The sequence below is a fragment of the Hyphomonas sp. CACIAM 19H1 genome, from assembly GCF_003325995.1.
GTDB lineage: Bacteria > Pseudomonadota > Alphaproteobacteria > Caulobacterales > Hyphomonadaceae > Hyphomonas > Hyphomonas polymorpha.
On sequence record NZ_CP016437.1, the window covers coordinates 1,818,437 to 1,843,829 of the forward strand.

Annotated in this window: 23 protein-coding genes and 1 tRNA gene; 7 read left to right on the forward strand and 17 right to left on the reverse strand. The window is 62.6% G+C overall.

Annotated features, from left to right (window positions below; genetic code table 11):
* Window positions 1-11 precede the first annotated feature (11 nt).
* Window positions 12-788 (reverse strand): enoyl-CoA hydratase-related protein, encoded by a 777-nt coding sequence (locus tag BBF93_RS08535; RefSeq protein WP_114105638.1) that lies wholly within the window; start codon window positions 786-788, stop codon window positions 12-14.
* Between the two features lie 4 nt (window positions 789-792).
* Window positions 793-2,289, reverse strand: a complete 1,497-nt coding sequence (locus BBF93_RS08540; protein ID WP_114105639.1) for a CoA-acylating methylmalonate-semialdehyde dehydrogenase — start codon at window positions 2,287-2,289, stop codon at window positions 793-795.
* 261 nt (window positions 2,290-2,550) lie between these two features.
* Between BBF93_RS08540 and BBF93_RS08545 the strand changes: the two genes are divergently transcribed.
* Entirely contained in the window at window positions 2,551-3,780 is a 1,230-nt protein-coding gene (locus tag BBF93_RS08545) for a hypothetical protein (RefSeq protein WP_162786486.1), read from the forward strand.
* Between the two features lie 13 nt (window positions 3,781-3,793).
* Here the strand turns inward: BBF93_RS08545 and BBF93_RS08550 are convergent, their stop codons facing one another.
* Both BBF93_RS08550 and BBF93_RS08555 read right to left on the reverse strand, forming a co-directional pair.
* Window positions 3,794-4,534 carry a universal stress protein gene (locus BBF93_RS08550; RefSeq protein ID WP_162786487.1) on the reverse strand — a complete coding sequence of 247 codons (741 nt, stop codon included), beginning with the start codon at window positions 4,532-4,534 and terminating at the stop codon, window positions 3,794-3,796.
* Window positions 4,535-4,649: 115 nt separating this feature from the next.
* Window positions 4,650-4,725: transfer RNA gene (locus BBF93_RS08555), tRNA-Thr, on the reverse strand.
* A 150-nt stretch (window positions 4,726-4,875) separates the two neighbouring features.
* Here BBF93_RS08555 and BBF93_RS08560 point away from each other — a divergent pair.
* From BBF93_RS08560 to BBF93_RS19940, 3 genes are all read left to right on the forward strand, one after another.
* Window positions 4,876-6,048, forward strand: a complete 1,173-nt coding sequence (locus BBF93_RS08560) for a DUF418 domain-containing protein (RefSeq protein ID WP_114105642.1) — start codon at window positions 4,876-4,878, stop codon at window positions 6,046-6,048.
* A 67-nt stretch (window positions 6,049-6,115) separates the two neighbouring features.
* Entirely contained in the window at window positions 6,116-7,855 is a 1,740-nt protein-coding gene (gene metG, locus BBF93_RS08565; protein ID WP_114105643.1) for a methionine--tRNA ligase, read from the forward strand.
* An 8-nt stretch (window positions 7,856-7,863) separates the two neighbouring features.
* Window positions 7,864-8,337, forward strand: a complete 474-nt coding sequence (locus BBF93_RS19940; protein WP_255417593.1) for a GFA family protein — start codon at window positions 7,864-7,866, stop codon at window positions 8,335-8,337.
* Here the strand turns inward: BBF93_RS19940 and BBF93_RS08575 are convergent.
* From BBF93_RS08575 to BBF93_RS08635, 13 genes are all read right to left on the reverse strand, one after another.
* On the reverse strand, window positions 8,334-8,990 hold the full coding sequence (locus BBF93_RS08575; protein WP_035596203.1) for a DUF938 domain-containing protein: 657 nt from the start codon (window positions 8,988-8,990) through the stop codon (window positions 8,334-8,336). The two genes, BBF93_RS19940 and BBF93_RS08575, sit on opposite strands and share 4 nt — an antisense overlap.
* Window positions 8,980-10,002, reverse strand: a complete 1,023-nt coding sequence (locus BBF93_RS08580) for an aldo/keto reductase (RefSeq protein WP_035596200.1) — start codon at window positions 10,000-10,002, stop codon at window positions 8,980-8,982. Before BBF93_RS08580 ends, BBF93_RS08575 begins: the two co-directional genes overlap by 11 nt.
* 4 nt (window positions 10,003-10,006) lie before the next feature.
* Window positions 10,007-11,758 (reverse strand): class I adenylate-forming enzyme family protein, encoded by a 1,752-nt coding sequence (locus BBF93_RS08585; protein ID WP_035596197.1) that lies wholly within the window; start codon window positions 11,756-11,758, stop codon window positions 10,007-10,009.
* Between the two features lie 180 nt (window positions 11,759-11,938).
* Window positions 11,939-12,520, reverse strand: coding sequence for a hypothetical protein (locus BBF93_RS08590; RefSeq protein WP_114105645.1), 582 nt, complete (start codon window positions 12,518-12,520; stop codon window positions 11,939-11,941).
* Between the two features lie 34 nt (window positions 12,521-12,554).
* Window positions 12,555-13,196 carry a hypothetical protein gene (locus BBF93_RS08595; RefSeq protein WP_114105646.1) on the reverse strand — a complete coding sequence of 214 codons (642 nt, stop codon included), beginning with the start codon at window positions 13,194-13,196 and terminating at the stop codon, window positions 12,555-12,557.
* Window positions 13,197-13,302: 106 nt separating this feature from the next.
* Complete coding sequence (gene dxs / locus BBF93_RS08600) at window positions 13,303-15,225, reverse strand: 1-deoxy-D-xylulose-5-phosphate synthase (RefSeq protein WP_035596188.1); 1,923 nt, start codon at window positions 15,223-15,225, stop codon at window positions 13,303-13,305.
* A gap of 34 nt (window positions 15,226-15,259) precedes the next feature.
* A complete protein-coding gene (locus BBF93_RS08605) occupies window positions 15,260-16,168 on the reverse strand; it encodes a polyprenyl synthetase family protein (protein WP_206742135.1) in 909 nt (302 codons plus the stop codon).
* 10 nt (window positions 16,169-16,178) lie between these two features.
* Window positions 16,179-16,424 (reverse strand): exodeoxyribonuclease VII small subunit, encoded by a 246-nt coding sequence (locus BBF93_RS08610; RefSeq protein WP_035596185.1) that lies wholly within the window; start codon window positions 16,422-16,424, stop codon window positions 16,179-16,181.
* Between the two features lie 71 nt (window positions 16,425-16,495).
* Window positions 16,496-17,098: a histidine phosphatase family protein gene (locus BBF93_RS08615; RefSeq protein ID WP_035596182.1), complete on the reverse strand. Its 603-nt coding sequence runs from the start codon at window positions 17,096-17,098 to the stop codon at window positions 16,496-16,498.
* A 94-nt stretch (window positions 17,099-17,192) separates the two neighbouring features.
* On the reverse strand, window positions 17,193-18,044 hold the full coding sequence (gene lepB / locus BBF93_RS08620) for a signal peptidase I (RefSeq protein WP_233349325.1): 852 nt from the start codon (window positions 18,042-18,044) through the stop codon (window positions 17,193-17,195).
* A 120-nt stretch (window positions 18,045-18,164) separates the two neighbouring features.
* A complete protein-coding gene (locus BBF93_RS08625) occupies window positions 18,165-19,229 on the reverse strand; it encodes an MBL fold metallo-hydrolase (RefSeq protein ID WP_114105647.1) in 1,065 nt (354 codons plus the stop codon).
* 54 nt (window positions 19,230-19,283) lie between these two features.
* Entirely contained in the window at window positions 19,284-20,483 is a 1,200-nt protein-coding gene (locus BBF93_RS08630; protein WP_114105648.1) for a pseudouridine synthase, read from the reverse strand.
* Window positions 20,484-20,567: 84 nt separating this feature from the next.
* Entirely contained in the window at window positions 20,568-22,337 is a 1,770-nt protein-coding gene (locus BBF93_RS08635) for an acyl-CoA dehydrogenase (RefSeq protein WP_114105649.1), read from the reverse strand.
* Window positions 22,338-22,458: 121 nt separating this feature from the next.
* Here BBF93_RS08635 and BBF93_RS08640 point away from each other — a divergent pair, with 121 nt between their 5' ends.
* The 3 genes from BBF93_RS08640 to BBF93_RS08650 are packed head-to-tail and all read left to right on the forward strand — an operon-like array spanning window position 22,459 to window position 25,390.
* A complete protein-coding gene (locus BBF93_RS08640; RefSeq protein ID WP_035596164.1) occupies window positions 22,459-23,187 on the forward strand; it encodes a YceI family protein in 729 nt (242 codons plus the stop codon).
* A 6-nt stretch (window positions 23,188-23,193) separates the two neighbouring features.
* Window positions 23,194-24,399, forward strand: coding sequence for a cytochrome b/b6 domain-containing protein (locus BBF93_RS08645; protein ID WP_114105650.1), 1,206 nt, complete (start codon window positions 23,194-23,196; stop codon window positions 24,397-24,399).
* 49 nt (window positions 24,400-24,448) lie between these two features.
* Window positions 24,449-25,390 carry an L-threonylcarbamoyladenylate synthase gene (locus BBF93_RS08650; RefSeq protein ID WP_114105651.1) on the forward strand — a complete coding sequence of 314 codons (942 nt, stop codon included), beginning with the start codon at window positions 24,449-24,451 and terminating at the stop codon, window positions 25,388-25,390.
* Window positions 25,391-25,393: the final 3 nt, after the last annotated feature.

The following is a 25,393-nucleotide window of genomic DNA, read 5'->3' on the forward strand; positions in this document are numbered from 1 at the left end:
GCGCCAGCTGCTTATTTGTCTTCGAATTTCGCCGCGCGCTTTTCGCTGAACGCGGCCATGCCCTCTTTCTGGTCGGCGGTGCCGAACAGGCCCTGGAACAGGCGGCGCTCGAACTTGACGCCTTCCGTGGTCGGAAGTTCTAGCGCCCGGGCAACCATCTCCTTCGCCGCCATGATCGACGGGATGGAGAAGCCGGCAATCTCGTTGGCGGCAGCCAGCGCCACGTCCATCAGCGTGTCATGCGGCACCACGCGGGAAACGAGCCCGATCCGGTCTGCCTCTGCGCCATCGATCATGCGTCCGGTCAGCACCAGGTCCATGGCTTTCGCCTTGCCCACGGCCTTGGTCAGCCGGATCGATCCGCCCATGCCCGGCGTGACGCCGAGCTTGATCTCGGGCTGGCCGAACTTTGCCTTGTCTGACGCAATGATCATGTCGCACATCATCGCCAGTTCGCAACCGCCACCGAGCGCAAAGCCATTGACCGCCGCGATCACCGGCTTGCGGGAGGCGGCAAAACGGTCCCAGCCGGCGAAATAATCCTCGACATACATGTCGGAGAAAGACTGCGGCTGCATTTCCTTGATGTCGGCGCCTGCGGCAAAGGCCCGGCCCGCGCCTGTCAGCACGCTGACGGCAATATCCCTGCTGCGGTCAATCGCCATGAAGCAATCGACAACCTCATGCATGATCTCTGCATTGAGGGCGTTGAGACTATCGGGACGGTTGAGCGTCACGACAGCCACGCGGCCCTTCTGCTCAAACTGGATCGTCTTGTATTCGGTCATCGGATTATCCCATTGTTGGAATGACGAACGCCTGGTCGCCGATATCGCCTTCGGGCCAGCGCTGGGTCACGGTCTTGATCTTGGTGTAGAAGCGCACGCCCTCGGGGCCGTGCTGGTTGGTGTCTCCGAAGGCAGAGCGCTTCCAGCCGCCAAAGGTGTGATACGCCACGGGCACCGGGATCGGCACATTCACGCCCACCATGCCGACATTCACCTGCGCCGCAAACTCGCGCGCGGCGCGGCCATTGGAGGTGAAGATGGCGCATCCGTTCCCATACTGATGGTTTGAAGGCAGCGCGGCGGCCTCTTCCAGCGTTTCCACCCGCATTACTTGCAGCACCGGGCCGAAGATTTCTTCCTGATAGGATTTCATCGACGGCTTCACATTGTCGAACAGGTTCGGGCCGATGAAGTATCCGCCCTCATTGCCCTGCAGCTTGAGCCCGCGGCCGTCCAGCAGAAGGCTCGCGCCCTCATCCACGCCCATCTGGATATAGCTTTCGACCTTCGCCTTGTGCGCCGCGGAAACAACCGGCCCGTAATGAGCTTCAGGATCTGTCGAAACGCCGACTTTGAGCGCGCGGGCAGCCTCAAGCATCCGCTCGACAAACTCGTCGCCCGTCTTATTGCCGACGGTGACCGCCACAGGAAGCGCCATGCAGCGCTCGCCCGCCGAGCCGTAAGCCGCGCCGACAATATCCTTTACCGCCTGCTCAAGGTTTGCGTCCGGCAGGATGATGCCATGGTTCTTCGCCCCGCCCATGGCCTGCACGCGCTTGCCGTGCGCCGTGCCGGTTGAATAGACGTATTGTGCGATGTCGGACGATCCGACAAAGCTGACCGCCTTGATGTCCGGGTGGGTCAGGATCGCGTCGACTGCTTCCTTGTCGCCATTGATGACGTTGAGCACGCCTTTGGGCAGGCCAGCTTCCATCATCAGTTCTGCCAGGCGCATCGGCACGGACGGGTCTTTTTCCGAAGGCTTCAGGATGAAGGTATTGCCGCAGGCAATGGCCACCGTCGCCATCCAGCACGGGATCATGGCAGGAAAGTTGAACGGGGTGATGCCGGCGCACACGCCCAGCGGCTGGCGCATCGAATAGACATCAATGCCTGGGCCGGCGCCTTCGGTGTATTCGCCCTTCAGAAGGTGGGGAATGCCGCAGGCGAACTCCACCACATCCAGGCCGCGCTGCACGTCGCCTTTGGAATCGGCAATCACCTTGCCATGTTCGGACGAGAGCATATGCGCCAGCTCGTCCATATTGGCTTCGACCAGGCGCTTGAACTCGAACATCACGCGCGCCCGGCGCTGCGGGTTGGTGCTGGCCCAGGCGGGAAAGGCCGCCGTCGCAGCGTCCACCGCAGCGCCCAGTTCGGCCTTCGTTGCGAGCGCCACACGTGCCTGAATCGCGCCCGTATTGGGGTCGTAAATATCCCCAAACCGGCCAGACGTGCCGGCGACAGTCTTGCCATTCACAAAATGATGAACTTCGCGCACGCGCGCTCCTCCTGCTTATCGGGCCTATGCGGCAGCCGCAGCACAATCTGCGCGCCGTCACGGCGTTTTTGATGGTGCGGGCTTGCCGCATTTTCCGGTGTCTTGCAAGGAAGCCGGCCGGCCACACGGCGCGCTTGACGCGGCGTTCCTGCGCTGCCTTTGCAAGAAAACTGCACATCCCGTTGGCCTGTTCGGCTCAATTCTCACGCTTGTTCTGGTGAGGGCCTCTACCCGCCCTCTGCCGCTCAACGGAGATGCGCTGTGAAAACACTCACATCCGCGCTGACATTTCTCGTCATGACGACAGCCCTGGCGGCGCCTGCCGCCTTGGCCCAGCCTGCCACAGCAGAGGCCGACGCCCTTATGCCTGCGCCCATCCCCCAGTCCCTGCCCGCTGACGCAATTGTTTTGCAGCGTGCCATCATCCGCGACCCCGGCGTGATTGCGCCGCTGGACGCGCTGACCATTCTCGTGCCCGATGGCTGGACCACGCAGGGCGGCATCGTTCAGCAGCGAGATCGCTGCTCTGACATTTTCGGCGTGGACTGGAGCGCAACCTCCCCGGATGGCGCCTCCAGCATATTCATCTTCCCGACCGAAGGCTGGCAGGCCAGCACAACACCGATGAACGCTACCTGCCCCCACGCCACGTTCACCAGCGCTGAACAATATCTCAGCGCCCGGGTGCAGGCTTCCTTCCCCAATGCCCGGCTCACCGCTTATCGCTCTCGGGAAGACTATGCCAAAGCCGCCGCCCAGCAGGCGCATGACCTGCAGATGATGGCAAATCAGGCGGGCGTCGGTATGCGTGTCTGGGCCGATGGCGGCGAAGTGGAATTCACGTTCCGCGGACAAAACGGCGCCGAGATGCAGGGGCTGGTTGCAGTCACGGCCACCTTCATGATGTCCGAGCCTCTCTACAATCCCATGGGCGGCGCGCCATTGCAGACGCTCAGCGCGGCCACCCTAGGCACTTTTGGCGCCGTCGCCCCAACGGGGCAGCTGAACGTCCCGCTTGCCGAAGCGGTGCGTCGCTCCCTCACGCCGCAAGCTGATTGGCTGGAGAAGCTATTCGCTATCAAGGCCCAGCTCGGCCAGATGGCCGCACGCAACACCGAGGAGCGTGCCGCCATGATTGTCGCCGGGGGCGCCGCCGCCACCAGACGCAACATCGAAACGTATCGCAAGATGGCCGAGGCAACCCGCGCCAATGACATGCCGGACCCCGTGAAAACCAGCTCGGATGGCCCCACCAGCAAACGCTACACGACCGATGAAACGGACGACCGCATACAGCGGGAAAGCATTGAAGGCATTCGCGGGGTGGAAACCTATCACGATCCTGTCGATGGCCGTCAGGTGCAGCTTGATGCGACCTACGACAATGCCTGGCGGGTAACCAATCAGGACGCCTACATCCTGACCAACGACCCGAACTTCAATCCCGGCCTCTACAATATCGAGGCCACCCAGCTGAAGACTGTCCGATAAACGAAGCCCAGGTTCAGGCCAGCGCGGGAACCGCAAGCACGTCCACTGGCGATTTGCGCAGAACCTCCTCGGCCACGCTGCCGAGAAAGAAGCGCCGGATGCCGCTATGGCCCTGCGTGCCCACCACAATCAGCTCTGCGCCAATCTCCTGCGCCACGGCACATATCGTCTGCGCCGCAGTTCCGCGCTGCAAACGGGGCAGAACACCGCTGTGCGCAAGCCCCATCTGCTCCGCTACGACTTTCAGATTGTCTGCAGACGCTTTCTGCTGCTCGGCAATGTAATGCTGGATGTCGGCTGTCGTGGTGCCTGCCGTCGTCATCAGACGGATGGCCGGTGTGTCGAAGACATTGCAGAGATAGACCTGCGCCCCGGTGGCGATTCCGCTCCGGAAAAGGCTGGTGGCTGCCAGCACGGAGGCCTCCGAGAAATCCGTCGTCAGCAGTACACGCCGATACGGGCCAACCTCAGCGTTCACCGCCATAAGCACCGGCACACTGCTCTGCCGGATCACCTGCTCGACATTCGTTCCTGTGAGCATTTCCCGCAAGTTGCGGCGCCCTGGCGCGCCGACGACAATCAACTCCGCCTCTTCGCCGCGGGCGGTCTCCAGGATAACCTTGGCCGGATCGCCCTCTTTGAGCTGCGCTGCCGCGCCCGCCGCCTTCGCCGCATCGTTCAGCTGATCCTGAGCATCTGCGTCGCCTGCATGAACAAGCAGCAGGTCGGCCTCTGTCTTTTCGGCAAGGTGCATGGCGCGCGCCTGCGCGCGGGCACAGCTTTCAGAAAAACGGGTTGCGGCCAGTATCTTGCGCAAGATCACCCCAATAATGCCCACACCCTGTGAATTGGCTGGGAAAGCGGGTCTGTGGTGCCGGCTACAGGACTCGAACCCGTGACCCTCTGATTACAAATCAGATGCTCTACCAGCTGAGCTAAGCCGGCACTTTGCCGGTGGCTACAGGGGAACACCGGAGGGGTCAAGCGGGCATTCTGACTTGCGGTCCCCCTTGCGCCGCCCCGGTTCTGGCTATGCTTGCCATGCGCCGGTTGAGCTGTTTTGCTGCTCGCTAACGTTTCGAAAGCCCTTCCGCATTGCCTCCCTCCCCGCCTCGCGCCCTGACGCCCGATCTGCTGCGCGCCTTTGCCCTGATTGGCATTGCCGTGGTGAATGTGTCCGGCTTCGCTGCGCCGGCTACGGACGGCTTTTACGGGACAGGCCTGGAAGCCCCGGCCGACCGCGCTGCATATACGGCCATGTCAGGCCTGTTCCTGATGAAGTCCTATCCCCTGTTTGCAATGATGTTTGGCGCCGGTCTCGCCTGGCAGCTGGAGGCAGCGGCGCGCGCAGGCGCAGATGGCGGGGCGCGCTATTTCCGGCGGATGGCCGCGCTCATCGTCCTGGGCGCCCTGCATTTCATCTTCTTCTGGTATGGCGACATCCTGATCACCTACGGCCTTCTGGGCTGTCTGCTTTTTCCCCTGCGGGGCGTCCCGGCGGGCTCTCTGGTGCGGCTGGGGCTTGGCCTGATCGCGCTCAACACGCTGATCCTCTTCCTATTCAGTGCGCTGCTTGGCGCGGGGGACGCCCTTGCGCCTGAAGAGATTGCGAAAGCGCGCGCCCCTGCCGCCGATGCCGCGCAGGTCGGCGCCTTTACGGAGGGCAGCTTCCTGGACGCGGCGGCCTGGCGCCTGTCACAGCTTCCCCTTGTCCTGCCCAGCGTGCTGATCCAGCAGGGGATCGCCGTCTTCGGATTCTTCTGCCTCGGGCTTGCCGCCGCAAAGGCTGGCGTGATTGACCAGCCGCAGGCGCGTATCTGGAAGCTGTCGCGCTGGGTTTTCCTGCCCGTCGGCCTGCTGGGCAGCCTCTGGGCGGCCAGCCTGATGACCCGCGCCGAAACGATCGTTTCCAGCCAGTACATGCTGGCCGGGGCGGTCCTGATGGCCTTCTCGGTATTCTCTGTTTTTGGGTATGCGGGCATCATAGCGCTGGCCTCTCAGGGCAGCCCCGGCCCCATCCGCCGGTTTCTGGCGCGTGCGGGGTCGGCCTCCCTGACGGCGTACCTGTTGCAATCCCTCCTCCTTTCCTTCCTCTTCGCGGGCTATGGCCTGGATCAGTTCGGGCGCATGAGCGCGGCTGAGGCGATCCTGACAGCGCTCGGCGTAGGGCTTGCCTCCCTCGCCTTCACAGGTATCTGGCGCAGCTTCGCGGCGCGCGGGCCTTTGGAAGTCCTGCTGAGGCGCGTTACCTATTGGGGCCGCGCCTAGAGCTTTCCTTTACCGGCGAGGGCGTTAAAAGGCGCGTTCTCCAACAGAAAGGCTCTGAAAAGGCCCCATGACCCAGCAACGGCGCATCCTCATCACCTCGGCCCTGCCCTACATCAACGGCGTGAAGCATCTCGGCAACCTTGCCGGCTCGATGCTTCCGGCAGATGTGTATGCCCGTGTGATGCGCCTGATGGGCCATGATGTGACCTATATCTGCGCCACTGATGAGCATGGCACCCCCGCCGAACTCGCCGCCCAGGCGGCTGGCCAGACCGTGCAGGCCTATTGTGACGAGCAATACGAGATCCAGCGCACGGCCGGCGAAGGCTTTAACCTGTCCTTCGACTGGTTTGGCCGCACGTCTCGCCCGGCCAACCACAAGATTACCCAGCATCTTGCCCAGCAGCTGGAAAAGAACGGCCTGTTCGAAGTGCGCACTTCAAAGCAGGTTTACGCCGTCGATGACGGCCGCTTCCTGCCGGACCGCTATGTTGAGGGCACCTGCCCCCATTGCGGCTACGAAAAGGCGCGCGGCGACCAGTGTGACAGCTGCGGCCGCCTTCTAGACCCCGTTGACCTGATCAATCCCTACTCGGCCGTCACCGGTAGCCGGAATATCGAGATCCGGGATACTGACCATCTCTACCTGCTACAGACGGGCATGCAGGATCGCATCCGCGAATGGGTGAACGAGAAGGGCAAGAACTGGCCTTCGCTGGCGGTTTCCATCGCCAACAAATGGCTTGATGAAGGCCTGATCGCCCGCTCGATCACGCGCGATCTCAGCTGGGGCGTGAAAGTCACCGATGCTGACGGCAATCCGCGCCCCGGCTTTGAGAACAAGGTCTTCTATGTCTGGTTCGATGCGCCGATCGGCTACATCTCTGCCACGCAGGAATGGGCCGAAGCCACTGGCAATGACTGGGAAAAACTCTGGCTCACCGACAAAGGCGCCGACCAGACAGAATACGTCCAGTTCATGGGCAAGGATAACGTCGCCTTCCACACGGTCAGCTTCCCCGTCACGCTGCTGGGCTCTGGCGAGCCGTGGAAAACGGTCGACAAGCTGAAAGCGTTCAACTGGGTCACTTGGTATGGTGGCAAATTCTCCACCAGCCAGAAGCGCGGCGTGTTCATGGACCAGGCGCTGAGCCTTCTGCCGTCTGACTATTGGCGCTGGTATCTGATCTCCAACGCTCCGGAAGGCTCCGACGCGGCGTTCACCTGGGAAGGCTTCCAGGCAGCCGTGAACTCCGACCTTGCCAACGTACTCGGCAACTTCATCAACCGGATCACCAAATACTGCGCCTCGAAATTTGATGGCAAAGTGCCCGAAGCCGGCACGCCTGGTGAGGCCGAAGCGTGGATGGCCAACGAGCTGGCAGAGCGCCTGCCGCGTCTTGTCGAGTTCTACGAAGCGATGGAATTCCGCAAGGCCGCCGCCGAGACACGCGCCATCTGGGCAGCGGGCAACGAATACCTCACCAAGGCAGAACCTTGGGTGAAATACAAGAATGACGTGGATGGCGCCGCCGTTGGCGTGCGCGCGGGCATAAATCTCGCTGCCCTCTTCGGCATCATCGCCCAGCCGATCATTCCGGATGCGGCAAAGAAAATCCTCGATGCGCTCGGCATTCCGGAAGAAAACCGCAAGATGCCCAGCGGCTCAAAGGCCGAGGACTTTGCCGCCCTGCTTGATGCCCTTCCGCGGGGCCACGCCATCACCCCGCCGGATGTTCTCTTCCAGAAGATCGAGGATGCCCAGGTGGCGGAATGGACTGAGCGCTTCGGCGGCGGCAAGGAGTAGGCTCCATGATGCGAACCGGAGGTTGTCAATGTGGACGCATCCGGTTTCGCGCAGCCAGCTTGCGCGACAATCCTCATGTCTGCCATTGCCGCATGTGCCAGAAGGCAACGGGCAATTTCTTTGCTGCCCTAGTGGGTGTCCCGTATGCTGATTTTCAGTGGACGGGGGGAACACCGGCAGAATTTCATAGTTCCGGAAAAGCCCGCCGCGGCTTCTGCCGGGATTGTGGCACACCGCTCTACTATCGCCACGAAGACAACCAGCACATCTCCATGAGCATTGGCGCTTTCGACAATCCCGCCTCCATTCCCCTGAATTACCAATTGGGCATGGAGGGGCGCCTACCCCAGATGGATCAGTTTGAAGTGCTCGATGATTTCGGCAGCACCGAAGACGACATGCCCGAAGAAGCCGCCCGCATCCGCGCCAGCAATAACCAGCACCCCGATCACGATACGGAAGACTGGACGCCGAAGGCTTAAGGGTTCCGGAAAACGACGGTCAGATTATTCGCGGGCATCTCGACAACCGCGTCTAATTGCAAGCCCGCCTTCTGTGCCAGAGGGACGAGATCACGGTCCAGATCCCGTACACCCCAGCGAGCATCCCTGGACCTCAGACTGGCATCAAACGCAGCATTTGACGGTGCAATCACACCATCGCGGGCGAAGGGCCCATACATCAACAATGCTCCGCCAGGCTTCAGCAACCGTCTGGCCCCGGCAATCAGCCCCTTTGCTGCCTCAAAGGGCGCGATGTGAACCATATTGGCGCTGAAGATCGCGTCCCACGCCCCCGCCTGTTCCGCCGCTTCCCAATCCTCAGATGACGCATCAATCTCCACCGGCCCATGCAGCCGGACTGTCACGTCTGCCCCGCGCCAGGCCCGCTGGCTCGCAAGACTCGGCGGGTCAATGTCGGAATAGGTCCAATCCAGCCCCGGCAGTTCCTCGACCAGGAACGCGCCATGCTCCCCGGTTCCAGACGCAATCTCCAGAACGCGCGCGGGCATCGCCAGATATGCTTTCAGCACATCGCATATCGGCTCCCGGTTCCGCGCGGCAGAGGGGGAATAGCGCCGCCCATCGCCGCCCGCGCCGCGATCTTCCAGCGCAACCGGTGGCTTATCCGCCATGCTGGGACTTCTCGAAGTCGAACATCTCGGTTGTCACGCTGGCTTGCCCGGCGGCCGAATAGCGCGGCCCAACTGCCCGTTCCGGCGCGAAGGCTGCGTCCAGCTGCGACACTTGCTCCGCCGTCAGACGAACCCCCGCGGCGGCGTGGTTCTCTTCCAGATGCCGGATGCTCCGTGTGCCCGGAATGGGCAGAACATGATCGCCCTTGGCCATCGCCCAGGCAATCGCCAGTTGCGCCACGCTGCACCCTGCTTCACGGGCAACCGCACGGGCTGTTTCCAGCAGCGGCAGATTTCCGGCATAGTTTTCATCAGAGAAGCGCGGGAACAATACCTTGCGCATATCCGTGTCATGGAATGCTGAGGGGTCGGCGGGCGGATCGGCCAGAAAGCCCCGCCCAACTGGCGAGAACGCGACGAAGGCCACCCCCAATTCTCGGCATGCCTCGAGGACGGCAATCTCGGGATTGCGCACCCATAGGGAGTATTCCGATTGCAGCGCCGCGACCGGATGCACCTTGTGTGCCCGGCGCAGCTGGTCCTCTCCCATTTCGGAGAGCCCATAGAAACGGATCTTCCCCTCACGGATAAGATCAGCCATCGCCCCGGCAGACTCCTCCACCGGCACCTTGGGGTCAGGCCGGTGAAGATAGTAGAGGTCAATCACATCGGTGCGCAGCCGCTTCAGGCTGGCCTCGCACGCCGCCTTGATGGCTTCGGGCCGCCCATCCAGCGTGCGCTGCTTTTCCCTGAAGCCCAGCACGCACTTGCTCGCCAGGAAATATTCCTGCCGCCGCTTGCCGAGCGCCTCACCAATCAGCTCCTCGCTGCGGCCAAGGCCGTAGATCGTCGCGGTGTCGAGGAAGTCGCAGCCGATATCCAACGCCCGGACAAGGAGGGCTTTCGCCTCATGCTCATCCGCAGGCGGACCATACGAATGCATGATGTTCATGCAGCCGAGACCGACAGGATGCACCTGCCGGTCTCCGATGCGCCGCCGCTCTACGGTCATCTGCCTACGCTCTCGGCTTGAAACGCTGCCGCAGGTCCGCCTTCAGGATCTTGCCATTGGCGTTGCGCGGCAGGGGTTCGTCCTGGAACTGGATTTCCACCGGCACCTTGAATGCCGCCAGCTGCCCCGCCACATGCGCGCGCAGGTCCGCTTCTGTCGCCGTCTTGCCCGGCTTCAACTGCACCACAGCGCCAACTTCCTCGCCCAGCACCTTGTGCGCAATGCCGACCACCGCGGCATCCATTACGGCGGGATGGTCATAAAGCGCGCTCTCGACCTCGATACAGTAGACGTTCTCGCCGCCGCGGATCAGCATGTCCTTGGCCCGGTCTACGAGATAGAGGAAGCCTTCCTCGTCGATGCGCGCAAGGTCACCGGTCACTACCCAGCCATTGCGGAAGGTCTCGGCCGTCGCATCCGGACGGTTCCAGTAGAGCCGGCAGTTCGCCGCGCTCTTACACCAGAGTTCGCCTACCTCTCCGGCCGGCATTTCATTGCCCTCGGGATCGCAAATCTTGAGCTCCACCGCAGCGGGCGGCGCCCCGGCGCTGGAGGGCCGGTTCACATAGTCTTCGCCGATGTTCAGCGTTGCGGTGGCGCAGGTTTCCGTCATGCCCCAGCCATTGCCGGGGGCTGCTTCAGGGAAACGTTTCTTGATTGTGGAGACGAGTTCGGGCGCAGACGGGGCGCCGCCATAGGAAATCGCCTGAATGGACGAGAGATCATATTTGTCCCTGTCCGGATGTTCCAGGATCTGCCAGGCAATTGCCGGAACCCCGCCCACCGCCGTGATTTTTTCGCCCTCGATGATCGGCAGCGCTTCGCCTGCGTCCCATTTATACATCGACACAACCTTGTCGCCCCGCAGGGCCGAAGGGATCAGGATGGCAAACGATCCGGTCGCATGGAAAAACGGAATGGAGATCAGCGTCGCGCGCATGGCATCGGGATCGGGCGCCGGCACAGGTTCACCCTTGCGCAGGAACATACGCGCCTGGCAGGCGGAAGAGTTGAACATGTTGGTGATCACCGCGCGATGCGTTGCCAGCGCGCCCTTGGGTTTTCCGGTGGTGCCGGACGTATACATGATCGTCGCGTCGTCATCGGGGCCGATCTGAACACCCGTGGGCCCGGCATCGGCAAGTTTGCCCCAGTCATTGGGATGGCCAACAATTGCGTCCAGCGAGGAGACACGCGGATCGGCAATCTCCTCGGCCGAGTCCCGGGCAATCAGAATGTGCTCCAGGTCGGGCAGCTTGTGCAGATGATCGCGGATGCGCTCATAAATCTGCAGGTCCATCACCGCCAGCTTTACCCCGGCAAAGGACAGGCCATATTCGAGTTCCTCAGCCGTCCACCAGGAGTTCATCGGTGTGGCGATCGCCCCAAGGCTCAGCGCGGCGTAGAAAGCCAGCGGCCACTGCGGATAATTCCGCATGACGATGGCCACCCGGTCGCCCTTCTGGATGCCGTATTTGTCGCGCATCTCGGCGGCCAGCTTGCGCACGGCGAGATTCAGGGCGCGAAACGTCACGCGCTCATTCTGGTAGACGAGATAGGTACGCTCTGCGAACTGCTGGGCAGCCAGTTCCAGGATCACAGGGATATTCGGCGGCGCGTTCTTGTAGACCTTCATGCGGACGCCGCGGATCTCGGCGTCTTCGAGCTCCAGCGGCGATCCCGGCCCGGCCAGCGCGGCATTGGCCTGGGCGATCGACATAGCGGGCCAGTTCGGGGGGAGAAGGTCTGTCGACATGGGTTTCCTCGGGTTGTTTCTGTGCTGGCGCCAGACAACCACGCGCGCGCTGGATTATGAAGAGGCTCACATGCGACACGGCGTCATTTTTGTGTGAACCGGCGCCCAAATCCGGCGTTTGATGGCATGTTTTTTCTCTTCCCTCACCAAACCCCTCAGGTTCGGGTGAGTTCTGCCCCGTCAGCGAATGGCAATCATTTCTTCGAGATCGGTATCCGGGTTGAACTTCCGGGGCCGCGCTTTCCACGCCCAGCCGAGCAGCAGCGGCAATGCAATCAGGACGAAACCGCCCTTGATGAAGACAGAGGCAGGGATATTCCCCGCCCCTATTGGTAACGCCAAGAGGACGCCTGCCAGCATCACCAGGGCTCCGAACGCGAAAGAGAGCAGCGGCCAGTAAATCTCTGCGCGCTCGCCCGCCCGGAACTCCGCCCCGGGATTGGACCGCCGCACGCCCAGCGCCACCTGCCACATCATCGGATAGAAGGTTTCCGCCCGATCCTCGAAATTTGCAAATCCGGCATAATGCATATTGGAAATCGTAACGCGGGACCGCTCCCCGGTCAGTTCCATCAGCAGGCGGCCGGGCTGGGCCCGGCTCGACGCCCAGGCGATGCGAACCCGCCGCACACGGTCATAAGGGATTGTCAGTTGAAGCGCGCCATCGGCGCCATGCTTTTCCAGCCGGTCCGGATAAGCGCGCCAGAGAATCTCGCCTTTCTCGAAGGCGGAAATTCTCTGGCGGAACTCCTTGTTTTCCATTCTGTCCCCCACGGTTCGGGAGACAGTCTACGCTTTACTTGCCGTAGTCGCAAAAGCGCAGTCTGCGGCTCGTGCCGTCGCGGTCAGCCACAGTGTAGGTCTGACCGGTCAGGCCAGTTTCGTCGCACAGATAGCCGATCTGATACATTGCCAGCTTCACTTCATTGTCCGGCTGGATGTCATACTGTGTCATGAGATCGATGGCATCGAGGTGCCGGCCGAGTTTCATCAGCGCGTTGAAACGCTCCGTATGGGTTGCATCGGCAGAGGCCAGCACAGCGTTCATTGCCTCCAACTGCGCGCGGGCTTCGGGCAGCTTGGCCTTGGCGCGGCGGGCGGCATCCGTGTTCGGATGGTTGGCAATCACTTCGTCGAAATAACCCACAGCGCCCGGCAGATCATATCCGGTCGGGCTCATGCTCAATACGCCCAGTTCGTAAAGAACGTCCGCTTTCTGTTCAGAGGTCAGTTCAGGATCGCCGGCCAGTTGCATCAGGCGCTGAATGGCGGCCGGCACATTGCCGGCAGTCTTCAATTCGGTTGCCGTGCTCAGACCCAGCTCATACTGGGAAGGCACAACGACCGCAGGCGCAGGTCCATCGCTGGGGGGCGCCTGCGTCGCGCACGCGGCGAGAACGAGAGCCGAGGCGGCGGCGGCAAGGCTGAGACGGATCATATCAAACTTCCTTCTTGCAGGCGGAATCATGAGGTCCGCGCACTCTCCATAACCTGCCGGAATGAAGCGGCACAGGGCAGAAGTGTGATGTTAGTGTGGCAAAGCCTCAGGCAGAGGCCAGCCGCTCAATTGCTGACAGGTCACCCCGGCCAAGTGCCTCGATGGCGCGCGCCGCAATATGGCGCGCTGTCAGGCCGGCTTGATCATACATCGCAGCCGGCGTGTCCTGATCCTGGAAGATGTCAGGCAGCGTCAGAACACGCACCTTCAGACCGGAATCCAGCGCTCCGCAATTGGCCAGATGCTCCAGCACGAAACTGCCAAAGCCTCCCCGCGCGCCTTCTTCCAGAGTGAGGAGCACTTCATGCTCTTTCGCCAGGCGTTCGATCAGCTCATTGTCGAGCGGCTTGGCAAAGCGGGCATCGGCGACCGTGGCGCTCAGCCCCTGCGCGGCCAGCATGTCGGCGGCTTTCAGTGCTTCCTGCAGGCGGGTGCCGTAGGAAAGGATCGCAATCGCGTTCCCTTCCCGCACAACTCTGCCCTTGCCGATTTCCAGCGGCTTGAGAATGTTGGGGATCGTCACGCCAACCCCTTCGCCGCGCGGATAGCGGAAGGCACTGGGCCGGTCATCGATCTGGAGCGAAGTCAGCACCATCCGCGCCAGTTCCGCCTCATCCGAGGGCGCCATGCAGACCATGCCCGGCAGCGCGCCGAGATAACCGATGTCGAAACTGCCCGCATGGGTCGCGCCGTCAGCGCCCACCAATCCTGCCCGGTCGATGGCAAAGCGAACCGGCAATTGCTGGATCGCCACATCATGCACCACCTGGTCATAGCCGCGCTGAAGGAAGGTGGAATAGATCGCGCAGAACGGCTTCATGCCATCGGCGGCAAGCCCGGCGGCAAATGTCACGGCATGCTGCTCGGCAATACCGACGTCGAAATGCCGCTCGGGGAACTTCTTCCCGAAAATGTCCGTACTCGTACCAGATGGCATCGCCGCGGTGATGGCGCAGATCCTGTCATCTGTCTCGCCCAGTTTCGCCAGCGTCTGGCCGAACACCTTCTGATAGGCCGGCGGCCCGGCAGCGCCCTTGGCCTGCTCGCCGGTGACGACGGAGAATTTCGAAACGCCGTGATACTTGTCGGCAGAATTCTCGGCAGGCGCATAGCCCTTGCCCTTCTGCGTCACAACATGCAGCAGGATCGGGCCATCCTGCATCGCCTTGATGTTTTCAAGCAGGTCCAGCAGCGTGTCGAGATCATGCCCGTCCACCGGGCCGATATAGTAGAACCCCATCTCCTCGAAGAGCGTACCGCCCATCGCGAAACCGCGCAGATATTCTTCCGCGCGCCGCGCCGGGGATTCCAACCCCATCGGCTGGATCACCTTCTTGGCAATGCGGCGCAGGCCCCGATAAGGCCGCGAGGAAACCAGCCGCGAGAAGTAATGGCTCATCGCGCCCACGGGGGGCGCAATCGACATGTCGTTATCGTTGAGGATAACGATCATCCGGGAACGGTCAGCCCCGGCATTGTTCATTGCCTCATACGCCATACCGGCTGACATCGACCCGTCGCCGATCACGCAGATGACGTGATTGTCCTTGCCCTGCAGATCGCGCGCCTTGGCAAAACCGAGGCCCGCCGAGATCGAGGTTGAAGCATGGGCCGCGCCGAACGGATCGTATTCACTCTCCGCACGCTTGGTGAAACCCGAGAGCCCCCCCGCCTGGCGCAGGGTCCGCATCCTGTCCTTGCGCTCGGTCAGGATCTTGTGGGGATAGCACTGGTGGCCGACATCCCAGATCAGCTTGTCGGCGGGCGCATCGAACACCGCATGGATCGCCACGGTCAGCTCCACCACGCCCAGGCCGGAGCCGAGATGCCCCCCGGTCACCGACACGACATCGATCACCTCATGGCGCACCTCCTCGGCGATCTGTTTCAGATCGGCGCGGCTGCGGCCTTTAAGGTCGGACGGCGCATCAATGGCGTCCAGGAGGCGGTTTGGGCGTGTCTCGGTCATATCTGCGTGCTTTTCTTGTCGTCGCGTGCCCGTTCTACCGGGGTCTGTTCAGCACATAATCAACGGAATGCAGCAGGATGTGGGCCTTGTCACGGAAAATTGCCAAATGTTCCTTGGCCTGCGCGGCGAGCAGCCGCACCCTCTGCCGGGCACCATCCACCCCCAGAAGGGTAACGAAATTCGCCTTCCCGGCGTCCTTGTCCTTGGAAAGTGCCTTGCCCACGATGCTTTCATCCCCCTCTGCATCAAGGATGTCATCGGCGATCTGATACGCCAGCCCCAGATCATTGGCAAAACCTGCCAGGGCATTGCGTTCAGCCTCCCGGGCGTGACCAATGATCGCCCCTGCCTCCAGTGCATAGGAAATCAGGGCTCCGGTCTTCAGCCGCTGCATGCGGGTAATGGTGTTGAGATCGCGCGGGCTCGCCTCCTCCAGCATGTCGATCATCTGGCCGCCCACCATGCCGCGCGCCCCGGCTGCGTCTGCCAGCCGCTCGATCAGCAGCACGCGCACCGCCGGGTCTTCGTGCGTCTCGCTGGACGCCAGTATCTTGAACGCCAGCGTCAGCAGCGCGTCCCCCGCCAGCACGGCGGTTGCCTCGTCAAAGGCCTTATGGACGGTGGGCTGCCCGCGCCGGAAGTCATCATCGTCCATACAGGGCAGGTCATCATGCACCAGCGAATAGCAGTGCACGCATTCCAGCGCCGCGGCTGTCCGCAGAAGGCTCTTCTCCGAGGCCCCGAACATGGCGCCCGTTTCCAGTACGAAAAAAGGCCGCATCCGCTTGCCATTGGCCAGCGCGGCATGGCGCATGGCGCGCATCAGATTGGCTTCCGGTCCACTGGCCGGGGGGATCAGCTGGTCCAGCGCCACGGTCACCTTGTCGGCAACTTCCGTCAGGCGTTGTTCAAAGTCTGACACTTCGCCCTCGTCCGGCCCCATGACGGCGAACCTAATCGAAGGCGGCCGGTTCGGTCGTCGGACCGCCGGCGCCCTGAACAATCTGCTCCACCTTCAGCTCGGCCGATTTCAGCCGCGCCTCGCAATGCGCTTTGAGAGCTGCGCCGCGCTCATAGATCGCGATCGACTTTTCAAGCTCGACTTCACCGGCTTCCAACTGGCGGACAATGCCTTCCAGCTCGGCCAGTGCTTCCTCGAAGCTCATCTTGTCCACGGGTTTGGATTTGACATCCGACATGGCGCGCCTGTCCTGAAAATTCGTTCCAGCCTGTCTAGAGCCCGCTGCCGGGCGCGACAACCGTTATCGTGTCACTGTCCACGGTATTCGTAGACGCGGTAGCTCCAATAGCTGTCCCCGCCATCCCGTGCACACACCCAGCCCAACTCACGCAGTTCAGGTCTCAGCATGCGGTTGAACCATCCGTGTGCGGCGAGATAGACTTTTGCGTCTGCAGCGGCCTCATGCAGCTTCAAAGCTGCTGCCTTGGCGCGCACACGCGCCTCGCCCACCGATTCGCCGTCCAGTGAATGGCCGGTTAACCAGACTGTCCTGGCCAGCACATTCCATGTTTTGGGCAAGGCGCGAAAGCCATGCAGTTTTGGCGGCGGCAGCGGCGCTTCATTGAATACCGGATCATAGATCGCCGTCAGGTGCGGCGCGGCGCTGTCGGCCGTCTGCTGCGCGCGCAGGCGGGCCGATGCAAACACGATGTCCGCATCGGCCACCATGTCCCTCAATTCCTTGGGCGCTTCCTGCCCCTCCGCCAGCGGTCCTATTTCGTACTTGGCCCACCAGTCGATATAGTCCTGCCAGTGCAGGCGCGGCCCAAGATTGCGGTCCAGCGCAGGGCGGCCATGGCGCGATATGATGATCGGCCCACGGCGTTGCTTTGTCGATGTCGTGTTGGGCATCGCCAGTTATCCGTATTGCCGCAGAGGCCCCGCGCCCCCGTTTAAACCCGGACTAGCGGGGTTAGCGGCAGCGGGCAAGATACGGATTTCCGGGTCAAAGCCCCTTCCAGACGCGTTTGCGGCAGGGCTCATCGCCTTGCAATTTGCAGCGGTGGAAGGTCATCAGCACCGTGTCCGCGCGCCCGATCAGATGGTCGAGCGGCACAAAGCCGATGGACGCATCATCCGCCGCTACACGCAGAGGGCAGCCAGCCCGGTCCACCACGCCATTGACTGGCGGGCAATGGCCGGAAAGCTCGCGGCTGTCATAGGAATTGTTGCGGTTGTCGCCGACCAGGAACATGTGGCCCTCGGGCACCACGAACAGCACCGTGTCATCCACCGCATGTCCGCGCAGCCCGCGATGGGTCAGCCAGGTCTTGTCCCCGATGGTCTCGCGCCATTCATGGGCAGTGTCGATCACATCGGTCCGGTCGGGAATGTAGCGCACCGTGCGCACGAATTCGGCGTCCACAGGCTGGCCGTTGATCACCAGTTCTTCATTAATCATCTGAACCGTGTCACCCGGCAGGCCCACCACCCGCTTGATCATCACCCGGTCCGAATGGGTATGCTCGAACACCACCACATCGCCGCGCTCGGGCGTGCCCGGGAAGAAACGCCCTTCGCCCAGCGGCAGATATCGCCCGATGCTCAGGGGCAACGAATACCGGCCATAACCAAAGGCAAACTTGGCCACCGCCACGCGGTCGCCCACTTCCAGGGTCGGCACCATGCTTTCAGACGGAATAACGCGCTGTTCGTAAAGCAGACCGGTGAATAGCAGGAAGGCCGGCGCCACAATGGCAAGCGTCGCGCCCCATTCGCGCAGCTCCTGCTTGATCTTTGCCCAGAGGCCTGTCTCTGCTGCCGGCGCCTCGGCGGCCACGCTGTTTTCCTCAGTCATTCAAACCCCATAGCAGGCACCGCTCTCGCGCAGGCCGGGAAGTCTTAAACGATAAGCCGCCCCCTTGCGAAGGCGAAATGCCCCGCAACACTGCTATTCAATGTGAGGCGAAACAGCGCTTCAGGCGAGGCTGTAAAGCAGTGCGCCGTCCGTATCGGGCCGGGTTTTTACCTCCCCGCGATGGATCAGATAATTGAGGTGCGCCAGCGCCTCGCCCGTAGCGTTGCCCATTTCATCGTCTTTGATCGCCCGTCCGAACAGGGTCACGAAGGTCTCGGGCACCTTCACAGGCCCCTTCTCCAGCTTTTGCCGCAGGCGCGTCAGAGAGGTGTCATGCCCCGCAATCAGGTTGCGCAGCCGGATATGCGCGCCTGTGAACGGCTCATTGTGTGCCGGCAGGACGAAGCAATCCTCGGGCAGCTCCCGCAGCAGCTTCTCACAGCTCTTGATCCAGTCATCCAGCGGATTGGCCGCCGGTTCGGTGGGGTGAACCGATACGTTGGATGAAATCCGCGGCAGCAACTGGTCGCCGGTAATCGCCACGTTCAGCGCCTCGCTGAACAGGCACACATGCTCGGGCGAATGGCCGTTGCCGGTAATCACGCGCCAGTCCTGCCCGGCCATGCGAACCGTGTCGCCATCTTCAAGCCGCCGGAACGCGTCCGGCATCTGGCTGACGCCCCGCCCGAACCCGCCAAAGCGCGAAACGTAGTTGTCGATGGCCTTCTGTGGCCATCCGGCGCGGATATAGAAATCGATCCCCGCCTTTGGCGCGTCCCGGCCCGTATCGGCCACGAGCATCCGGCACGTCGTATACTCCAGCCGGCTGATCCACAGCTCGGCATCATACTTGTAGCAGAGCCAACCCGCTGCCCCGATATGGTCTGGGTGCATATGGGTGATGATTACCCGCTTCAGCGGCTTGTCTGCCGTCACCCGCTCGCCCAGCAGTTTGCGCCAGGCATCCTTGGTGTCGGGCAGCGGCATACCGGTATCCACAATGGTCCAGCCGTCGCCATCATCAATGATCCACACATTGATGAACTTCAGCGAGAAAGGCAGCGGCATCCGCGTCCACTCGACGCCGGGCGCCAGCGTAATGGCTTCACCAGGCTCAGGCGCGCGCGTCCCCAGCGGGAAAGTCAGACCCTTGTACTGGGTCGGTTCAGAGAGAAATCCATCCATGGGGCCACGATACGGCGGCAGGCTCCCCCGTCGAGCCGTCACGCGGGGGAAGGATCACTTGATCGGCTTGCGGTCCCGGGGGGCGAGCTTCGTGCGCTTGAACTTGTCACCCTTCAGCGCCGAGGGCCGGTTACCGTCTGCCTTGGGCGCTGCGGCTGCCGGCTTGGCGCCCGGCCGGGCGGGTTTGCCGCCGGGGTGCGGCGGCTTTGCGCCCGCACGGTCTGGTTTTAGACTCGCGCGATCCGGTCTGGGGCCATCCCGGTCGGGTCTCGGGCCTTTGCGTTCCGGTCTTGCGCCATCGCGGTCAGCTCCTGGTCCGGACCGAGGCTTATCTGTCCGGCCCTGTCCGGGCTTTGTCCCGAATTGTCCACTTCTGTCCGAATTTGTCCGCGACCCGTCCCGGCCTGGTCCGGATCTGTCGCGCTTTGGGGCGTCGCTGGCACGCGGGCGATCCTCCCGGCGGGGCGAGCGCGCACGCACCACTTCCCCAGCGCCAGCCGCCAGCAACGCCGCGCGCTCCTTCGCGCCGAGTGGCCGCCATTTGCCCTCCGGCAGCCCGGCCAGCAGGATGGGGCCAACCCGAATCCTCTGCAAATCCAGCACTCTAAGGTCTACCAGCTCGCACATCCTGCGGATCTGGCGGTTGCGTCCCTCCTTCAGGACGAAGCGCAGCGTGTTGTTCCGCTCCTGCTGAACCTCCGCCGGACGCAGTTGCCGCCCGTCGAGTTCCAGCCCATGGCGCAGCAGCGCCACCTTCGCCGGCGTAATGTCGCCCCTCACCCGGACAACGTATTCCTTGTCCATGTCGCTCAAGGGACCAATGATTGCCTTGGCGAGCACACCATCCTCCGACAGAATCAGCAGTCCGTGCGAATCCTTGTCGAGCCGTCCGAGCGGCGCCATCTTGTTCGAACGCTGCGGGATAGCATGCGCGCTGCCCGACAGGTTTTCCTCGGTAACCAGCCGTATCGCCGGAATTTCGCCCGGCTCGGGAGTCCCCGAAACATACCCCACCGGCTTGTTCAGGATCACCGACAGCTGATTGTCCAGCCGCCGGGAGGCAGCGTCCGTCAGGCTCAGCGTCTGCCCCTTGGTGACGCGCTCACCGGCCACCGTAACGGGCTTACCGTCCAGTTGGATAAGGCCTTTTTCGATCAGCGCATCGGCTTCCCGGCGCGAACACACGCCTTCCTGCGCCAGCCATTTGTTGATGCGCACCGGCTCTTCGCCGGTATAGGTCTTCGTCCAGGCCATCTGCCGGTTTGCTCCCAAAGGGTCAGCGCCCCTCTTACGGGGCTCCGCTCGAACCATCAACAACAGCCCCGCAGGCAGGCAGGCCTAGACCCCGAACAGCGCTTTGCTGCCTTCCAGAAACCGCGCGCCCCCTTCGGTGATCGCTGGAACGCGCCCCGGCGCAGAGGCCAGCGCGGTCTCAGCAAAGAACCCTGCCAGCGCCAACTGCCGTGCCCGCTGGTCCATGTCCTGACCGGCCCGCGCTGCAATCGCACCCAAGGCCAGGAAATGCCCGCCGATCACATCGCCCGCCAGCGCCAGATATTCGGTTGCGCCCGCCAGGCCTTTCTCCGGTTCATCCGCCAGCGTCTTCACCATCCAGTCGCTCGCCTCGGACAATGCGGCGGACGCCGATTTCAGCCGGTCGGCAATCTGCACAAGCTGGGGATCGTTTGTTGCCCGCGCCGCACGCACGGTTTCGTCGACCTCGGCCAGCATCGCCTGCATTGAGGCGCCCTTGGTGCCCGACAATTTCCGGCCAACCAGATCAATCGCCTGAATGCCGTTGGTGCCCTCATAGATCGGCGCAATCCGGGCGTCGCGGTAAAGCTGCGCAGCCAGCGTCTCGTTCATGAAGCCCATGCCGCCATGCACCTGCACGCCGAGGCTCGCGACTTCGACGCCCACATCCGTACTCCAGGCCTTGGCGATGGGGGTCAGCAGGTCTTCGCGCATCTTTGCCGCCGCCCGCACATCTGCGTCCGGAGAACTATGCGCCAGATCGGCCGCCACACCGCAGGCGTAACAGATCGCCCGCGCTGCCGCGACTTTCGCCCGCATTGTCGTCAGCGTACGGCGCACATCGGCATGGTGCAGGATCGGCGCCGCGCCGGTCACGCCGGCGGCGGTTCCCTGCTTGCGTTCCTGCGCATAGGCAAATGCCGTCTGGAACGCCGCCTCGCCTACCGCCACGCCTTCAAGGCCGACGTTCAGGCGCGCCGAGTTCATCATTGTGAACATGCAGGCCAGCCCGCGATTGGCCTCGCCAATCAGCCAGCCTTTGGCCGCAGAATACTCCATCACGCAGGTCGGGCTGCCGTGAATGCCCATCTTCTTCTCGAGGCCGATGCAGCGCGCGCCATTGCGCTCACCAGGATTCCCCTCCGCATCGAGAATGAATTTCGGCACGATGAACAGCGAGATGCCCTTCGATCCCGCCGGGGCATCGGGCAGCCGCGCCAGCACGAGATGGATGATATTCTCAGCCATGTCGTGATCGCCCCAGGTGATGAAGATCTTCTGGCCGGTGATCGAATAGCTGCCATCTTCATTGGGCTCGGCTTTGGTCTTGAGCGCGCCGACATCGCTGCCTGCCTGCGGTTCGGTCAGGTTCATCGTGCCTGTCCATTCGCCGGAGACGAGTTTGGGCAGATAAGCCGCGCGCTGCGCATCCGTGCCATGCGCCAGCAGGGCCTCGATCGCCCCGAAGCTCAGCATCGGGCAAAGGCCGAATGCCATATTTGCACCGTGGAACATCTCCATCACGCCGAGCGCCAGTGCCTTGGGCAGGCCCTGGCCGCCCCACTCTTCAGGCGCCGCCAGCCCCATCCAGCCGCCTTCCACGAAGGCCTTGTAAGCGTCGCCAAATCCCGGCGGCGCAACCACGCCGTCAGCGGTCAACACAGCGCCATGGGCGTCTCCCACCGGGTTCAGCGGTGCCAGCACATCGCGCGCCAGCTTGGCGGCTTCCTCCAGGATCGGGCGCACCAGATCGGGATCATACGCCTCATGACCGGGCAGGCCCTGCAGCCGCTCGATCCGCGCAAAAGCGGTCAAGGCAAACTCAATATCGCTGACCGGAGCCTCGTAAGCCATGTCGATCCCTTCGTGTTTCTGAATAAATGATATGCGGCGCGGATGTTAAAGTTGAGGTTCACACTGTAGATGTGTGCATTAGTTAGTGTGTTCCCATACGGCAATTGGAGGGACTGATTCCATGCGACTTCTGCTCATCTCCGCCAGCGCGCTTATGCTGGCGGCCTGCTCTGAAACCACCCCGGCAGCCCCCGCTGCCACCGAACCGGCAGCGGCACCTGCTGGTGAGGCCGCTGCGCCTGCCGCCGATGTCGAATACGGCGCCGCCGGCACCTATGCCATCGACCCGACCCACACGTCTGTCACCTGGCGTGTCAATCACTTCGGCCTGTCCAAATACACCGGCCGCTTCAAGACCGTCGACGCCACCCTGCAGTTCAACCCGGAAGACCCGGCTGCCAACAGCATCACCGTCACCATTGACCCGCTGTCGGTCGAAACGGACTATCCGGCAGACTACAAAGCCAGTCATGCTGACAGCCCCTACGCCACCTGGAACGAAGACCTTGCCCGCAATGCCAACTGGCTGAACGGCGATGCGTTCCCGCAGATCACCTTCACCAGCACGTCGATCACGCAGGAAACCGCCAGCACCGGCAAGGTGACCGGCGACCTGACCTTTCTGGGCGTGACCAAGCCGGTCACTCTCGATGTGACCTATAACGGCAAGGCAAACTTTCCCTGGGCACCAGAAGCCGACAAGATCGGTTTCTCGGCCAAAGCGGTTCTGAAGCGTTCGGATTTCGGCAACGCCACCTACGCGCCGAACATCGGTGATGAAGTGGAAGTGCTTATCGAAACCGAATTCCAGCAAGTGGTTGCCCCTGCAGAACCGGCTCCGGCAGAGTAAGCCCAAATGACATCGTCCTCACCGGCAGCGCGCTATACGTCGGTTGCCATCGCCCTTCACTGGGCCATGGCACTCCTCATCCTCTTCATGATCTGGCTTGGCTGGAACATGGATGACAACGAGGTCCGCTATCAGCTGCATAAGTCGGTGGGGATTACGCTTCTCTTTCTGACGGTCGCCAGGATTGCCTGGCGGCTGCTCAACCCGCCGCCACCAGAGCCGGCAACGCTAAAATCATGGGAACAGAAGCTGTCGAGCGCGGTGCATGTCGCCTTCTACGCCCTCATGGTCATCATTCCGCTGGCGGGCTGGCTGCTCGTTTCCATCTCTCCCTTCCAGATTTCAACCGTTCTCTTCGGGGCGGTGGACTGGCCCCACCTGCCCTTCACTTCCGGCCTGCGTCAGGGCAACGAGCTGCTGCACGGCATCGTGGAGAACATCCACTCCAAGGGTGCCTGGGTCATCATCGTGCTGCTGGGGCTGCATGTCGCCGGCGCCGTGAAACATGAGTTTGGCGGTGAAGAAGGCGTCCTCAAGCGGATGATCCCCGGCCTTTTCGGCAAGACCTCGCCGCCCTCCCCGCCAGCGCGCGGCGCCATGATCGCCTTTGGCAGCAGCCTTGTCCTCTTCGCGCTGATCGCGGCTGTTCCTCTCCTCGGGGCAAATGGCTCCGGCCTCCACACGGACCGGACTGGCGCCACTATCGAAGCAGCCGGCAACTGGTCGGTCGACTATGCCGCCTCCGAAATCGGCTTCTCCGGCGTCTATGATGGCAAGCCGTTTGGCGGAAAATTCCGGAACTGGTCCGCAGATGTCAGCTTCTATCCCGATGATCTTGCGGCATCATCTGTGAATGTCGCGGTCGAGACCGGCAGCGTGACGACGGGCACAAAGCTCTATGATTCCACCCTGCGCGAAGGCGAATGGTTCAATACCGGCGCCTATCCGCAGGCAGTGGTCGCCCTCTCTGGTTTCGAGAAAACCGGCGAAGACACTTATACCGCTACCGCCACCATGACGCTCAAAGGCAAGGAAACCAGCGTGCCGCTGAATTTCCAGCTGGTCATCAATGGCGACCAGGCAACACTGGAGGGCAAGGCCGTCTTCTCCCGCAAGGCGCTTGACCTCGGCCAGGTGTCCGACGCCAGCGGTAGCTGGGTATCCGATGAAATCACCGTCACGGTCACCGGTCAGGCAACACGCACTGACTGACCGCTAGCCGCTCATTGACCCCGCTGGCCGCAGTGCTAAGCGGGACGGCATGTCCGCGCCCATCGTTCCCGTTCTGCCTGAAACACTCGCTTTGGCGGTGGAAATCCTCAGCGATGGCGGCCTTGTCGCCATGCCGACGGAGACTGTTTATGGCCTCGCGGCTGATGCCTCCAATCCCGAAGCGGTTGTGCGGCTTTACGAGGCCAAGGGGCGCCCGCGCTTCAATCCGTTGATCGCACATGTGTCCGGCTTGCCGATGGCGATGCGCGAGGCGGTCTTCTCCCCTCTCGCGGCAAGCCTCGCTCAGGCATTTTGGCCTGGCCCGCTGACGCTTGTGTTGCCTGTCATTCCAGGTGGAACCGTCTGCGATCTGGCGCGCTCCGGATTGCAGACGGTGGGCCTGCGTTGCCCATCGCATATGGCAGCCAATGCCTTGATCAAGGAGTTTGACCGGCCCGTGGTCGCCCCATCCGCCAATCGCTCAGGCCATGTCAGCCCTACGCGGGCAGATCATGTCGCCGCTGATCTCGCCGATCGTATTGAGCTCATCCTTGATGGCGGCCCCTGCGATGTCGGCATCGAGTCGACCATCATTGCCGTGGAGGGGGATATCGTCACCCTGCTGCGCTCAGGGGCGGTCCCGGCAGACAGGCTTGAAGCCTTTATCGGCAAGCCGCTGATCCGGGCGAGTGGGGCGGGCATCTCTGCGCCCGGCATGCTGAAATCGCATTATGCGCCCAAAGCGCGCCTTCGCCTCAACGCAGACGCGCCAGAGCCGGGTGAAGGCTATCTGGGCTTCGGGCCGGGCGTGCGCGAGGGCCTCAACCTGTCCCCCGAGGGAGACCTCGCAGAGGCGGCAACCAAGCTTTTCGCCATGCTGCGGGCTCTGGACATGAGGTTTGACCGCATCGCCATAGCGCCCATTCCAGAAGAAGGGCTCGGCGAGGCGATCAATGACAGGCTGGCGCGCGCGGCGCACCGGGATAGCTGATGG

Coding starts and splice junctions, on each gene's coding strand:
- BBF93_RS08585 (WP_035596197.1), bottom strand. CDS start 11,758: ATGTCGACAGACCTTCTCCCCCCGAACTGGCCCGCTATGTCGATCGCC.
- BBF93_RS08535 (WP_114105638.1), bottom strand. CDS start 788: ATGACCGAATACAAGACGATCCAGTTTGAGCAGAAGGGCCGCGTGGCT.
- lepB (WP_233349325.1), bottom strand. CDS start 18,044: ATGACTGAGGAAAACAGCGTGGCCGCCGAGGCGCCGGCAGCAGAGACA.
- BBF93_RS19940 (WP_255417593.1), top strand. CDS start 7,864: ATGCGAACCGGAGGTTGTCAATGTGGACGCATCCGGTTTCGCGCAGCC.
- BBF93_RS08630 (WP_114105648.1), bottom strand. CDS start 20,483: ATGGCCTGGACGAAGACCTATACCGGCGAAGAGCCGGTGCGCATCAAC.
- BBF93_RS08610 (WP_035596185.1), bottom strand. CDS start 16,424: ATGTCGGATGTCAAATCCAAACCCGTGGACAAGATGAGCTTCGAGGAA.
- BBF93_RS08625 (WP_114105647.1), bottom strand. CDS start 19,229: ATGGATGGATTTCTCTCTGAACCGACCCAGTACAAGGGTCTGACTTTC.
- metG (WP_114105643.1), top strand. CDS start 6,116: ATGACCCAGCAACGGCGCATCCTCATCACCTCGGCCCTGCCCTACATC.
- BBF93_RS08635 (WP_114105649.1), bottom strand. CDS start 22,337: ATGGCTTACGAGGCTCCGGTCAGCGATATTGAGTTTGCCTTGACCGCT.
- BBF93_RS08650 (WP_114105651.1), top strand. CDS start 24,449: ATGTCCGCGCCCATCGTTCCCGTTCTGCCTGAAACACTCGCTTTGGCG.
- BBF93_RS08640 (WP_035596164.1), top strand. CDS start 22,459: ATGCGACTTCTGCTCATCTCCGCCAGCGCGCTTATGCTGGCGGCCTGC.
- BBF93_RS08590 (WP_114105645.1), bottom strand. CDS start 12,520: ATGGAAAACAAGGAGTTCCGCCAGAGAATTTCCGCCTTCGAGAAAGGC.
- BBF93_RS08615 (WP_035596182.1), bottom strand. CDS start 17,098: ATGCCCAACACGACATCGACAAAGCAACGCCGTGGGCCGATCATCATA.
- BBF93_RS08575 (WP_035596203.1), bottom strand. CDS start 8,990: ATGGCGGATAAGCCACCGGTTGCGCTGGAAGATCGCGGCGCGGGCGGC.
- BBF93_RS08580 (WP_035596200.1), bottom strand. CDS start 10,002: ATGACCGTAGAGCGGCGGCGCATCGGAGACCGGCAGGTGCATCCTGTC.
- BBF93_RS08550 (WP_162786487.1), bottom strand. CDS start 4,534: ATGCACCTTGCCGAAAAGACAGAGGCCGACCTGCTGCTTGTTCATGCA.
- dxs (WP_035596188.1), bottom strand. CDS start 15,225: ATGACCGAGACACGCCCAAACCGCCTCCTGGACGCCATTGATGCGCCG.
- BBF93_RS08645 (WP_114105650.1), top strand. CDS start 23,194: ATGACATCGTCCTCACCGGCAGCGCGCTATACGTCGGTTGCCATCGCC.
- BBF93_RS08605 (WP_206742135.1), bottom strand. CDS start 16,168: ATGGGGCCGGACGAGGGCGAAGTGTCAGACTTTGAACAACGCCTGACG.
- BBF93_RS08595 (WP_114105646.1), bottom strand. CDS start 13,196: ATGATCCGTCTCAGCCTTGCCGCCGCCGCCTCGGCTCTCGTTCTCGCC.